Below are 12648 nucleotides of genomic sequence, written 5' to 3' on the forward strand. Positions count from 1 at the left end.
GCATGCGGAACGACGGCTCCGCGCCCTCCCCCTCTGTCCGTGCCCGCACCCGGCGGACGCCTGAGAGCTTCACCCGGCCCGGCCGGGCTTGCACCGTCGGCGGGGTCACGCGCCCGCGGGTGCGCGCCCACTTTCCAGAGGCATCTCGCCCACGCGGTCCTGGCGGCCTGAGAGGTTCCGGGGAGGAGTTGCTCCTTCGGCGCCACCGCCGTCGGGGCGGTGGACTCTCCCGCATGGGGTCAGCGACTACACGCGCAGGTTACCCCGTCCACCGCCGGATCCGGATCAGGCGGCCCGAGGTGTGCTGCGTCACGGCCGTCAGCCGGTGCGCCGGGCCCGACGCCGCTTGGCCAGCTCGTCGTCGGTGGGTGGGGAGATCTCCACGCCGTCGGCCCGCTCGGCCGGGAACTCGTGGATGGTCCCGCTGATCTCCCGCATGGCGCCGCTCACCGCGATCCCGAACACGCCCTGGCCGCCCTGTAGCAGGTCGACGACCTCCTCGGGGGAGGTGCACTCGTAGACCGTCGTGCCGTCACTGAACAACGTGATGCGGGCGAGGTCCTGCACGCCGCGGCGCCGCAGGTGGTCGACGGCGACCCTGATGTTCTGCAGCGAGACACCGGTGTCCAGCAGCCGCTTGACGACCTTGAGTACCAGGATGTCCTTGAAGGAGTACAGCCGCTGGCTCCCCGAGCCCGACGCACTCCTTATCGATGGCTGCACCAGGCCGGTACGGGCCCAGTAGTCGAGCTGCCGGTAGGTGATCCCGGCGATCTGGCAGGCCGCGGGGCCGCGGTAGCCGACCAGCTCGTCCGGCAGCGCGGTGTCCGGGAACAACTCGCCCTGCGCACCGGCACCGTCCCGGTTGGGCGTTTCCTCGACCACGCCTGCCTCCCCTCGTCCGGCCCGACGGCCGACGACCGCGCCCGCCCACCCGGCGGGCGGGGGACGCGAGCGGAATCCGCGATCTCGCCGAATCACACCGGCGCGATTCGCTCGACCTCGACGGTAAGACCGGCTGTCCGGCCGGTCAACGCGACGCGCGGGCGGGCCAGAACATAAAGCTCTAGTTGAGGGTTACGGTAGGTTGCGGTGCCGCCGGGGCGGCCCCCGAAGCGCCCCCGGCATCACCCGATCGGCGGGCCATCGACCGCGCTCGGCCGCGGGCTGGGACCGGACCGAACGACGGCGCCCCTCCCGTGGGTGGTGCGGGAGGGGCGCCGTGGGTTGACGTCGTGCTGGAGCAGGGCCGGCGAGCGCGGCCTCAGGTATCGGCGCCGCGGAAGTCCTCCGGCGAGACCGAGTCCAGGAACTCCCGGAACTTCTCGACCTCGTCCTCCTGTTCGTCCGGGATCACCAGGCCGGCCTCGGCGAGCACGCCCTCCTCGGCGTGGATCGGCACCCCGACCCGCAGGGCGAGCGCCACCGAGTCGCTGGGCCGGGCCGAGACCCGGATGTCACCGTCGAAGATCAGCTCGGCGAAGAACGTGCCTTCCTGGAGGTCGGTGATGCGGACCTGGCGCAGCTCCCGGCCGAGCGCGGCGATCACGTCCTTGAGCAGGTCGTGGGTCAGCGGCCGGGACGGCCGCACGCCCTGCTGCTCGAGCGCGATCGCGCTGGCCTCCATGGTCCCGATCCAGATCGGCAGGTACCGGTCGCCATCGGACTCGCGCAGCAACAGGATCGGCTGGTTGGCGGGCAGCTCCACCCGTACGCCGACGACGCGCATCTCGCTGCTCATCGGTCTCGCCTCCTCCAGCACGCAACCGTGGCGCCCCCGTACCGACGAGGATCGCGTACCGTCGTCTCCGACGCTACCCGTCCGGGGCGTGGAACGCCGCCCTTCGCCTGTTCGGCTGCATTTTGGTTACCCGTTCGTCACGGAACGAGCGTGCATCCCAGCCCGGACCCGGTTTCCCGAGCGGGCCATTCCGCACGCCGCCCCGATCGAGTGACCTAACCCTCACCCACCCAGGGCAGTACGCAGCCCGGTCTTCACCAGCAGGGTATGCAGCGACACCGACAGTGCCGCCAGCTCCCTCATGACCTCCTCCGCCCGGCCCCGGGCCTGCGGATCGCGCTGCCGGGCCAGTGGCGTGACGATCTGCGTCAACAGGCCGACCTCGCGGTCGGCCGAGGCCCGGTAGGCCCGCAGGTGCCGGGGCTCGATCCCGAACACCGACATGGCCTTCACGGTCCGCGCCACCGCCACCGCGTCGGCGTCGTAGCCGCCGGCCGGGCCGGGGCGCACCAACCCGTACTGTTCCAGCTCCATCAGCAGCGGCTCGTCCACGCCGGCCTCGGCCAGCAGCTCGGCCCGGCCGAGCCGGGCGGGCTCGGCGCCGGCGAACTCCCCCGGCCCGGGCAGCCCGTCCACCGCGACCAGCCCGCGGGGCAGCTTCGCCGCCGGGGCGCCCGGCGGCAGGCCCCGGTCCATGGCGTCGAGCTGCTCCTTGATGACCTTCAGCGGCAGGTAGTGGTCCCGCTGCGCGGCCAGCACGAACCGCAGCCGCTCGACGTCGGCGGCCGAGAACTGCCGGTAACCGGACGGTGTGCGCGCCGGGTGAACCAGCCCCTCGGACTCGAGGAAGCGGATCTTGGAGATGGTCACCTCGGGAAAGTCGGGGCGAAGCTGCGCCAGCACCGCCCCGATGCTCATCCCTCCGCGCTGGGACCGCCCGGCCGCGGTCACCGCGCCCCCTGGCCCCCGTTGCCCGGGCCGGTCAGGAACACCAGGCGGAACTTGCCGATCTGGACCTCGTCGCCATTGGCCAGCACCGCGGTGTCCACCGGCTCCCGGTTGACGTAGGTGCCGTTGAGGCTGCCCACATCCACCACCACGAACTCGCCGCCCTCGCGGCGGAACTCGGCGTGCCGTCGGGAGACCGTGACGTCGTCGAGGAAGATGTCGCTGTCGGGGTGCCGCCCCGCGCTCGTGGTGTCCCGGTCGAGTAGGAACCGGGAACCGGCGTTGGGCCCACGCTTGACCACCAGCAGGGCGGAGCCGGCGGGCAGCGCGTCCACGCCCGAGACCGTCGCCTCCGACTCGGGAGCCGCGGTGCCCTCGGCGTCAGCGAGGAAGTCGGCCCGGAAGACAGAGGTGCTCTCCGCCGCCTTCTCCGGCGGGACGCCGGGCCCTTCGTTCGTGCTCACCTGAGCTCTCCTCCTGATGGTTCCTACGATGTGTCCCAACGTACCGTGCCGGTCACGGCGCGTTCGCCCCGACTCCCGCCTCTTCCGGGAGCCGAAACCGAAGATCATCTCCTCAGACCTCGCCGATCTTGTCGCGGTAGCCCGCCGCGTCCAGCAGCCCCTGCACCGAGGCCGGGTCGTCGAGCCTGACCTCCACCAGCCACCCGTCGCCGTAGGGCGCCTCGTTGATCGTCTCCGGTGCCGTCACCACGGCCTCGTTGACGGCCACAACCTCGCCGGACAGCGGGGCGTAGATGTCCGACACGCTCTTGGTGGACTCCACCTCGCCGAGCGAGTCGCCGGCGGTGACCTTCCGGCCCACCTCGGGAAGCTGCACGAACACCACGTCGCCGAGCTGCCCCTGGGCATAGTCGGTGATGCCCACCCGCACGGTGTCATCGCCGGTCCGAGCCACCCACTCGTGCTGCTCGGTGTACCTCAGCTCCTCTGGAACCACCAGCGGTTTCTCCTCACTCCTCAACCGGTCGGCCGAGCGTATTTGGGCGTTCGGACGGGCCGCAAGGCATTGATCTCCACCCGCTCGACCTGCCGGAGCTGCACCGTCCCGCCGACGCGCTCCACGGTGTCGACCACCCCGCCCGGGATGTTCAACGCCGCGGCCAGCGTCGGCGGATCCCCGATCGCGAGCACCGGGAACGGTGCGGACAGGGCGACCCCGTCCAGCCGGACATCGCCGGCCGTACCGGAGAAGGCCGAGTCGACTCCCACCCGGACCTCCCCCACCTGCACCGCTTCCGCCCCCGCGGCGCGCAGCTCCTGCAGCACGTCCAACAGCACGTCGGGCCCGATCTTGCCAGCCGGGTCGGCGACCGCGACCTGCACCCCCGGTCCGACGGCGGGCGAGGCGCCGGACAACACGGCCAGCGCGGCGGCCCGGCGGCGTGCCTCCTCCAGGGCCGCGGCCGAGGAGTCGCCGGCCGCCCGCAACCGCTGCAGGGTCGCCTCGGAGTCGGCGATCTCCTTACGCAGCGCGGCTTCTCGCTGCTGCAGACCGTCCAGCAGGACCACCAGGTCCTGCGGCCGCTGCTCGTTGAGCGTGTCGCCGGAACGGGTGCGCTGGACCTGCGTCGCCAACGCGACCCCCAACGCCACGCACAGCAGGGCGATGAGCACGCCGGACAGCAACGGGTGCACACGCAGACCGGCCGGCCGGACCTCGGCCTCCCGAGTTTGGTCGAGCTGGTGCTTCGCGGAGCCGGTCATGGCCTCACGCCTTGAAGAGGTGGCGACGGATGGCCGCGGCGTTGCTGAAGATCCGGATGCCCAGCACCACGACGACCGCGGTGGTGAGCTGGGCGCCCACGCCCAGCGCGTCGCCCAGCAACACGATCAACGCCGCGACCAGCACGTTCGACACGAACGATACGACGAAGACCTTGGCGTCGAACCGGCCGTCGAGCAGGGCGTGCGCGCCGCCGAACACCGCGTCGAGCGCGGCGACGACGGCGATCGGGAGGTAGGGCTGCAGCCCCGACGGCACCGTCGGGTCCAGCCACAGTCCCACCGCCACGCCCACGGCCATCGCCAGCAGTCCGATGACCGGGCCGAGCAACGACGTCCTCACCGAGGTCCCTCCTGGCTGGGTACGTCCGGCGGCGTCGCGCCGGGTTCGGCCGCCACCCGGGGCTGCCCGGGACTCGCGGCGGGCAGGCGCAGTGTCTCCACGCGTTCCACCGCGAACGTCGTCCCGTAGAGCTGGGTGAAGGCGTTGAACCGGCCGTAGCCGTCGGTGTTCACGAACCGGGTGTGCATCTGGTCCGGGGCGCCGATCGCCTCCAGTACGTAGGGCCGGCGGATCGGCCGGTTGTCCACGAGCATGGCGCCCCCGGCCTGCCGGACGGTCGCCCTGGGCTGTAGCCGCACCCCACCGACGGACATCGCCTCCGCCCCGGCCGACCACAGCGCGTTGACCAGGACCTGCAGATCGCGGTCCAGGACGTTGCGGCCCTCCGGGTCGTCCACGGTCACCCGCAGGCCGGGCCCGGTCACGCCGGTCGCCCCGGTGGCCTGCTCGAGTTCGGCCAGCCGCTCCAGCTCGGCCTGGCCGGGCCCGGCCCGCAGCGCGGAGCGACGCGCCGCGTCGATCTCGCGGGCCAGCTCGGCCGCGCGCCGGCCCAGCTCGTCGGTCTGTGCCCGGGCTTCCCGCACGTCCTCGGCGAGGCTGCGCTGGGCGGTCTCGGTACCCGGCGCCCTCCGGGCCGCGTCCAGGGCGGCCACCGCGAACACCACCCCGACCAGCAGCGCGCCCATCACGACCCAGGCGAGCTGGGCCGGACCGCGGGCGGGGCGACCGCCCCGCCGGCGCGACGCCTCCTCGTAGCCGGGGTCCAGGCGCTGTACGAACAGGCCGCGCAGCAGGGAGGCGGCGAAGTCCATCCGCCGGTCGGGCTCCGGTCCGGCCGACCGCGTGCCGGTGTGGTCGGGTTCGGGTACGGCGGGATCGCTCCGGGATTCGTCACGCACCCGCGGCTCCCGCGACTCCCGCTCGCGCCGCCCGCACGCCCATCACCACCTGGATCACGTAGAGCACGCCGGACCAGACATAGAGGGCGCCTCCCCAGGTGGTGAACGCGTAGGCGATGGGCCGGGCGATCTCCGCCGCCGTGGATCCACCCTGCGCCAGCAGCAACAGCGGGAAGGCGTAGAGCAGGTTGAACGTGGCGGCCTTGCCGAGGTAGTGCACTTCCGGAGGCGCGATGTTGCGCCGGCGCAGCAGCAACAGGCAGACCCCGAGCACCACGTCGCGGCCGACGAGCGCGGCCACCACCCACCACGGGACGATGTCGCGCATCAGGAAGGCGAACAGGGTGGCCAGGGTGTAGAGCCGGTCCACGGCCGGGTCCAGCACCGCGCCCAGCCGGCTGTACTGATTGAGCAGGCGGGCGAGCTTGCCGTCCAGCCAGTCGGTGATGCCGCTGACGACCAGCACCACCAGCGCCAACACGTCGGCGTGGGGGCCCAGCAGCAACCAGAGGAACAGCGGAACCCCGGCCAGCCGGACCACGCTCAGCAGGTTGGGGACGGTGAACACGCGGTCGGAGACCGTCTGGTCGACCGCCACCGCTCGCGAGGCCGCAGCTTTCCCGGCCTGTTCCCCCGGACCCTGCGCCACCGTAGAACTCTCCTCCCCTGCCGGGCACGCGGCGAACCGGCACGACGGCCGATCCACGTCCTGCGTCCCGTGTGGACAGGGTGCCACATCGGCATCCACTCCCGATCAGTGCCGGTCCACCCACAGACACCACCGCGACCAACCACCCCCGGAAGGACCAGGGAACCGTTCAGGAAACGTGTAGGAACGTGTCCCGAGCCTGCGCCTTGCGGCGCGGCGTTGCCCTCGTGGGCTTTCCGTGGCGGTACCCGTGCCCACGAGGTGGGTCTTACCAGCGTTTCCAGCGGGCCTGTTTACCGTCCCGACGCGACTCGCCGTGGACGTGCTGCCCGTGACCTCGTCCACGAGTGCGGCGAGGTTGCGGGCAGCATTGAGGTCACGATCGAGCACGAGGCCGCACTCGTCGCAAGTGAACACCCGGACCCGCAGCGGCAGCTTGGCTTTCACCGCGCCGCAGTCCGAACACGTCGTGCTGGAGGGATACCACCGGTCGGCGACGACCAGTCGACCACCACGCCAGCGGGTCTTGTAGTCGAGCTGTCGGCGGACCTCACCGAAACGGGCGTCGGCGATGTGCCGCGCGAGCCACCGGTTGGCCAGCATGCCGGATACGTTGAGGTCTTCGACCACCACGGTGCCGAACCGGGCCGCGAGTGCGGTGGTGAACGTGCGCAGGCCATCCTGACGCAGGTTGGCCACCCGCTGAGGCAGCCGTGTCCGGTGGGCGTTGGCCTTCAACCAACGCCGAGATGGTTTCTGCCCGGTACGGCGATCGGGGCCACGGCGGCGTGAGCAACGCCGCGACACCTTGCGCAGACGACGCTGCGCCTGGTCGAGCTGGCGAGGGTTCGCCACGAACCCATCCGCATCGGTCACGCCCGGAACCCCGACCAAGCGGCCATCAGGACCGGCACGGCTCCATCCGCGTTCTCAGCCCCGCCGCCGGCACATTCCCGCAGACGAAGCTGCACCGTCCAACCGGCCCACGAACTCAATCAAGACGACGCGACCGCCACACCGCCCAATGGCTGAACCAAGCCGAATCAGTGTCTGCCAACGAGAGGCCAGCCAGCCGACCGCAGCCAGAACTCGCCAAGTAACCAACGGAGGGGGTCCGGGCTTGCCCCGGCTGGGGTGTGGGGGCGTCGGCCCTCACAGAACACAGGACGAGCGGCATGGTCCGCGCTTTCCGCGGACACACGTCCCCCGTCGCTCACCCACTCGCTCGACGGCTCCAGCCCCGGCGGGCGAGCTCGGCGTCGGTGAGGGTGAGTGGCCGGCCCCGGTCGTCCAGTCCCACCCAGCGGGCCCGGCCGTTGTGGCCCTCTCGCACGTAGGGGTGACCGCCGCTCCACACCACGCTGCACAGCGCGGTCGGCAGGCTCGCCGTCACCCCCGCGGTGTCGCTGGCTGTGTCTTCTTCGGGCGCGGTCGCGGTCTTGGCGCTCATCTCTGACTACACCTCCGTCACGCGTGTCGGTCGACACTCGTATTGCGTTAGCCGAGATGACAGATTGTGGACCGGCGGTGACGTGGGGTATGGCGAAATCGGCCCGCCCCGCGCCGACCGGCTCGTCACCGTCGGTGAAGGGCAGCCGGGTGACCGGGAGGACTGATCAGCTTCCCCGAACGGCGGCCAGCCGCCCGGGCGTCGCCGGGCGGTGGTGCCGCCGCCGGGGCAGCCATCACGCGACCGTCACTCGGAGAGTTCGGACAACATGCGGCGGGCGGCCTCCAGCTCGGCCTGCAGCTGCTCAACCCGGGTCCGCTGCCGCTCGCGGGCGGCGTCGAGCACGGTCTCGATGGCCGCGGAAACGTCCGGGTGCAGGGCTCGGGCCGCCTGCGCGACCGCCCCGGGGCTGACCGACAGCCCCCGGACGGTGCGCTTCTTGCCGGTGACCACCTCGACCAGCCACTCCCCCTCGGCGGTGGAGCTGAGGGTGACGACGACGGCCGGCGGGTCCACGGGCTTGCGCCCACCCCGCTTGGGCTTGGCCGGGGGCTGCGCGGGCGGGGTGGACGCCGGCGCGGCAACGGGCCGCTCGGTGGCTGGCTCGGCCTTGGCGGTGTGGGTAGGCCGCACCGGTGCGGCGACCGAGGCGGCCGGTGTGCTGGCGGCGGCCACCGGGGCGCTGGCCCGCTTGCGGGTCGGCGGCTCGGCGGCCTTCTTCTTCCGCGGCGGCTTGACGGTGGTCACCTCGGTGGCCGAGAAGGCCAACACATCCTTCGAGCCGGTGGGGCGCACCTGGATGTAGTCGCCGTCGGCCGGGTCGCCGAGGGCCACGACCCGGCCGGAGCGGCCAGCCTCCACGCCGACCGCTGCCGACGTGAACCACACGCTCGGCTCCCGGCCGGTCGACAGCTCCGCCCGGAGCTGCTCCAGTTCCTCCTCCGACAACGGACGCGGTCGGGGCATGACGGTTCTCCTCAAGGAAAGACGCTGATCATTCGCGGCCGAAGCCTGCCCTATCGCCCTGACAACCTGGTAACGACCCCGCCACAGGTGATCACCACAGCGACCGTGGCACGGTGCCGGTCACCTGCGCCGGCCCGATGACACGAGAGCTTTTGTAGCGATGATTTCCTTTGGTGGCAAGCAAACCACTCCTATAGAGGGTGGTTCGAGGACCACCGCGTCCATCGGCCGGTTGGTGAAAGGCAACCTGCCCAACGCCGAGCCGGACGAAGGTTGTGATGACGGCGTCCACCGAAGAGCGTCAGGAACGCGGCTCCCCCGCACTGCCAGGTCCACCCGGCAGCGGAGCAAGCTCCACCGACGTTCCGGGTTCCACGGTGCGGCTGACCGTGCAACCGCGTTCGACCGCGCGAACGATCTTGATGGCCAAAGTGGCGCGTTCGTCGTCGTCGAGGGTTGAAAGGTCAACGTCGAACGCCATCCGGATGGTGTCCAGGCGGTTGGTCGGCTTGTCCTTGGTGCCGGCGACGTGCACGGCCATCGGGGCTTCCTCCCCCACGGTCCGACCGACCACGCCTTCCGCGCTCAGCCCCGCGCAGGCACCCAGCGCCGCGAGCAGGAGTTCCACCGGGGAGAAGTCCGCGCCGTCGGCCACCCGCCCGATCCTGATCCGGGCACCACGCGCGTTGGTGGCGACGAAGAAGCCGCTGCTCTCCCGATGCACTTCAACTGGTGAAGGATTCACCCGCACTCCTCTCCGCCGGCACCGCCGTCCTCGCCCGGGCACCGACGTGGAGCCAGCCTGACCGGGCTGGGCTCCATGATCGCCACCCGGACCGGCCGAACCAAACCCACCGCCGAGGCGGTGGAACGAGACAGGGCAGGGAGCTCCCCGGGACATGCCACCTCCGCCGGGTCTGCCGGGCGACGAGGAAACCGGGAACTTCGCGGCGCAGGGCAGTCGTGCGGCTCCGGCCGTAGCTGAGGTGGCTCACCTGTCCTGCCCGGGCTCGGGGACGACCTTCCCCGGCAGGCTAGTCACTATGAACCGGATCCGGGCGGTGGGGTCGGGTGGGCCCCGGGAGTCGCGCCGGGGCACACCCGAGGTTTCGGCGAGGTGCCGGTGGGTATCAACCGGCCATCGGGGACGGGTCGGACGACGCCTCCCGGCTGCGGAGCACCTCCCGGCCGGGGTCGGTGATCTCGGCGGGCACCAGCTCGTCGACCGGGCCCGGGCGGGCCGGCCGGATCAGCCCGCGGCGCACCAGGTCCGCGACCGTCGTGTGGTCGCACCAGAAGCCGTCCACCCGTAGGTACGGCACCTGGCTGCAGGTCAGCTCGGCCCGGCCGGCGGCAACCGCGCGCAGCAGGGCCAGGTGGCGGTGACAGAGTTGGTCGGCGTCGGGGACCTCCCGCGAAGCAGTCATGCTGCTCATCCCCACTCAGCTCCTTTTAATACAGGGGTCGCTGGAAAAGAGGTTCCCGCGCCCTACCGGGTACACCTCCCGTCGCCCACCACCCGACCGGTCCAGCCAAACGCCCCGGAAACCCCTTGCCGGACCAGCGGATACGTCCCGGCGGACGCACCCGCACGGGCCACTCCGGCCGCAGGGCACGCCGGTGACGCAGCTCTCCATCCGCTCGGACCGGGAAGGCTCGCGTGCGACAGACCGTGCTGCACCCGTACCACGTGCCGAGATGCGGAACAAACGGCGGCCGGGACGGTCGTCGCGGTGCTCCACACCCGACACCCGCTCCTGCTGCTCTGGTGAGCATCGAACGCTTTCTACTGCGTCGGTACCACGTGCTGTATCGGTTAAACCACACCCTCGCGTGACCTGCCGGTTTCACCCGGGCCAGAGAGAACGAACGGGGTCGCCGCCGAGTTGCCGTTACCGAAAGCGATGTTCTTCACATCGGATCAAGGCCACTTGAGCATGCGACGAACTCTCACGCCGGATTAGGGTTCGGGCAGGACCAGCGTCGGCCACAGCGTCCGACCGTTTGTCCAGATCGACGTTGCAACCGACGTTCCACCAACGTCCTGACCGAACCTCGGGAGACCCACCCATGACGACGACCACGGGACCCTTCACCTCGCCGGACCGCGTTGCCGCGGCGGTCCCGTGGTCCCCGCTCGTCGTCCTCGCCGAGGCCGCTGCCCGGACCGCGGCGGTGAGCGAGCACGTCGTGACGGTGGTACGCGGGTTCGACCGGGAGAGCCGGCGCCGCGCCCGGACCGTGCGCGGCCACCTGTCGTCGCTGGGTGTGCGGTCGGTCGAGGCCACCCCGGCACCGGACAGCTGGCCCACGCCCGACAGCACCGGCCTCGCGGTGGCCGCAGTGGTGAACGTGGCCGGCGCCGGGTCCTGGGACGCCCACCGCATCGCCGCGACGCTGCGCGTGCCGCTGCTCACGCTCGACGAGGCCGCCGGTGGCGCCGCCGCGGAGGTCGACCAGCGGCACTGGGACCTGATCGACGTGCGTGCTGCCGAGCAGACGGATTTCGCGCTTTCGCAGGTCACGCTGCTTCCGGAGGACCCGGAGCGGGCCGAGGTCTCGCTGACGGTCGGTGGCACGCGGCACGTGGTGCGGGGCGCCCAGGTCGGCGCCGGGCTCAAGGAGCACGAACTGCGGGTGCGGGTGACCAGCCCGGACATTGAAGAGGAGTACCTGACCGACGAGGTCACGATCGAGCCGGTGACCGGCGGCTACCGGCTGGTGCGCGACGGTCTTCCCGTCGGTGAGCTGACCGGTCCCGTCACGCTCACGACGGTGCGGCAGGGCCTCGTCGTCCACGTCGTGCGCGCCTGAGCCGCGTCACCTACAGCCCGCCCGGTTCCGGTAGTCCCGGGGGCCGGGCGGTTGTCGTTTCGGAGTCCGTCCCGTGCGACCCGGCAACCTGCCACCGAGCCCGGAGCATCCTGGCGCAACCGGCCTGGTGGTTCGCACGCCGCGCACGCTCTCACGGCGACGCCGCCCGCGGGGAAACCGCGGCGGTGTGCGAACCCTAGCTGTTCCAGCGGTTCCCGGAGCCGAGGCCCACCCGAAGCCCAGCCCCCGCCCTCTCCGGGGGCTGACGCCCCGCGTCAAGGCTACTGAGCTGGAAAAACGCGAGTCAAACGGGCATCCACAGCCAGGCGCGGTTGTCCACAGTGCACACTCGCGTACTTGACGAACCGGTGTAGGGAGTGCCCTCGCGGTGCAGGCAAGACCGGGAACACGATGGCCGCCGTCCGGCCGCTGCCCCGGTGGCACCCGGGTCAACCCGCCCGCTCGTTCGGAGCACGATCTCCCCGGTCAGGGGATTTCCCGCCGGTTGTCCTGGTTGTAGCTTCGAGCGCCATCCGGCGGGGCAACCAGCACATGGAGAAGGCGAGCCTCATGGACTTGGACCATTGGCACCGAGTCGAGTACTGGGCAATCAGACGCGGTCAACGGGCCCTCGTGCACGCCGAGGAGATCAACGACCACGGCTTCTACGTCGGCCGCACCGACCAGCGTCTCAACCAGACCACGGCCAAGGACTACGCGCGCGCCCTGTTCGAGGAGTTCGTGGCCAAGCGGCAGCCGCTGGTCGACCCCCGGTGGCTGGTCCGGGTCTGGCGCCTGACGGGCTGTGACGGCAACAAGGTCAGCCGGGTGTGCGAAGTGGAGGTGAAGGCGGGAGCACGCCGCGAGCCCGAGCTGTCCTCCCGGGAGCCCGCGGCCGTGGCGACGGTGTGACCGCCGGCCGGTGACCGCGGTGCGCGTGGGCTTCTTCCCCGCCGGCCAAACGCGCCCACCGCACCGCGACCATCCGGCTCGGTGAGAATGTGGCCGACCACGCCCGGTGTGTTGAGCTCCGGGTCGTCTCTCCCTCGCGTCCCTTCCTGACGGCCCGGTTCGGGGGTCGAGGGGCGCGGTA

At 71.6% G+C, this 12648-nt stretch carries 16 protein-coding genes and 1 riboswitch; of the genes, 2 read left to right on the plus strand and 14 right to left on the minus strand.

Going from position 1 to position 12648, the window contains the following annotated elements; translation table 11 throughout:
* Nucleotides 1-144 precede the first annotated feature (144 nt).
* A riboswitch (glycine riboswitch) is annotated at nucleotides 145-242 on the minus strand.
* Nucleotides 243-318: 76 nt separating this feature from the next.
* From IEY55_RS14340 to IEY55_RS14405, 14 genes are all read right to left on the minus strand, one after another.
* Entirely contained in the window at nucleotides 319-885 is a 567-nt protein-coding gene (locus IEY55_RS14340; protein WP_189058004.1) for a MerR family transcriptional regulator, read from the minus strand.
* A gap of 379 nt (nucleotides 886-1264) precedes the next feature.
* On the minus strand, nucleotides 1265-1741 hold the full coding sequence (locus tag IEY55_RS14345) for a bifunctional nuclease family protein (RefSeq protein WP_189058006.1): 477 nt from the start codon (nucleotides 1739-1741) through the stop codon (nucleotides 1265-1267).
* A 222-nt stretch (nucleotides 1742-1963) separates the two neighbouring features.
* Nucleotides 1964-2659 (minus strand): transcriptional regulator FtsR, encoded by a 696-nt coding sequence (gene ftsR / locus IEY55_RS14350; RefSeq protein WP_189058007.1) that lies wholly within the window; start codon nucleotides 2657-2659, stop codon nucleotides 1964-1966.
* A gap of 29 nt (nucleotides 2660-2688) precedes the next feature.
* Nucleotides 2689-3153, minus strand: coding sequence for a glycogen accumulation regulator GarA (garA, locus tag IEY55_RS14355; protein WP_189058009.1), 465 nt, complete (start codon nucleotides 3151-3153; stop codon nucleotides 2689-2691).
* 112 nt (nucleotides 3154-3265) lie between these two features.
* Nucleotides 3266-3652, minus strand: coding sequence for a glycine cleavage system protein GcvH (gcvH, locus tag IEY55_RS14360; protein WP_189058156.1), 387 nt, complete (start codon nucleotides 3650-3652; stop codon nucleotides 3266-3268).
* A gap of 17 nt (nucleotides 3653-3669) precedes the next feature.
* The gene (locus tag IEY55_RS14365; protein ID WP_189058011.1) at nucleotides 3670-4416 is read right to left on the minus strand and encodes a DUF881 domain-containing protein; all 747 of its coding nucleotides are present in this window, start codon (nucleotides 4414-4416) and stop codon (nucleotides 3670-3672) included.
* 4 nt (nucleotides 4417-4420) lie between these two features.
* Complete coding sequence (locus IEY55_RS14370) at nucleotides 4421-4777, minus strand: small basic family protein (RefSeq protein WP_268239312.1); 357 nt, start codon at nucleotides 4775-4777, stop codon at nucleotides 4421-4423.
* A complete protein-coding gene (locus tag IEY55_RS14375; protein ID WP_189058013.1) occupies nucleotides 4774-5676 on the minus strand; it encodes a DUF881 domain-containing protein in 903 nt (300 codons plus the stop codon). Before IEY55_RS14375 ends, IEY55_RS14370 begins: the two co-directional genes overlap by 4 nt.
* Nucleotides 5669-6274: a cardiolipin synthase ClsA gene (gene clsA / locus IEY55_RS14380; protein ID WP_189058160.1), complete on the minus strand. Its 606-nt coding sequence runs from the start codon at nucleotides 6272-6274 to the stop codon at nucleotides 5669-5671. The genes IEY55_RS14375 and clsA overlap by 8 nt, the downstream gene beginning before the upstream one ends.
* Nucleotides 6275-6430: 156 nt before the next feature.
* The gene (locus IEY55_RS32045; protein WP_229686373.1) at nucleotides 6431-7201 is read right to left on the minus strand and encodes an RNA-guided endonuclease InsQ/TnpB family protein; all 771 of its coding nucleotides are present in this window, start codon (nucleotides 7199-7201) and stop codon (nucleotides 6431-6433) included.
* A 337-nt stretch (nucleotides 7202-7538) separates the two neighbouring features.
* The gene (locus tag IEY55_RS14390) at nucleotides 7539-7775 is read right to left on the minus strand and encodes a hypothetical protein (protein WP_189058015.1); all 237 of its coding nucleotides are present in this window, start codon (nucleotides 7773-7775) and stop codon (nucleotides 7539-7541) included.
* Between the two features lie 246 nt (nucleotides 7776-8021).
* Nucleotides 8022-8741 carry a DUF6319 family protein gene (locus tag IEY55_RS14395; protein ID WP_189058017.1) on the minus strand — a complete coding sequence of 240 codons (720 nt, stop codon included), beginning with the start codon at nucleotides 8739-8741 and terminating at the stop codon, nucleotides 8022-8024.
* Nucleotides 8742-9042: 301 nt separating this feature from the next.
* Nucleotides 9043-9486: an OsmC family protein gene (locus tag IEY55_RS14400; protein ID WP_189058018.1), complete on the minus strand. Its 444-nt coding sequence runs from the start codon at nucleotides 9484-9486 to the stop codon at nucleotides 9043-9045.
* A gap of 385 nt (nucleotides 9487-9871) precedes the next feature.
* Nucleotides 9872-10168 (minus strand): hypothetical protein, encoded by a 297-nt coding sequence (locus IEY55_RS14405; RefSeq protein ID WP_189058020.1) that lies wholly within the window; start codon nucleotides 10166-10168, stop codon nucleotides 9872-9874.
* A 643-nt stretch (nucleotides 10169-10811) separates the two neighbouring features.
* Here IEY55_RS14405 and IEY55_RS14410 point away from each other — a divergent pair.
* Nucleotides 10812-11555, plus strand: coding sequence for a hypothetical protein (locus IEY55_RS14410; protein ID WP_189058022.1), 744 nt, complete (start codon nucleotides 10812-10814; stop codon nucleotides 11553-11555).
* A gap of 570 nt (nucleotides 11556-12125) precedes the next feature.
* The gene (locus tag IEY55_RS14415) at nucleotides 12126-12467 is read left to right on the plus strand and encodes a hypothetical protein (protein WP_189058023.1); all 342 of its coding nucleotides are present in this window, start codon (nucleotides 12126-12128) and stop codon (nucleotides 12465-12467) included.
* Nucleotides 12468-12648: the final 181 nt, after the last annotated feature.

The organism is Longimycelium tulufanense, assembly GCF_014645795.1.
In the GTDB taxonomy this organism is placed as follows: domain Bacteria; phylum Actinomycetota; class Actinomycetes; order Mycobacteriales; family Pseudonocardiaceae; genus Longimycelium; species Longimycelium tulufanense.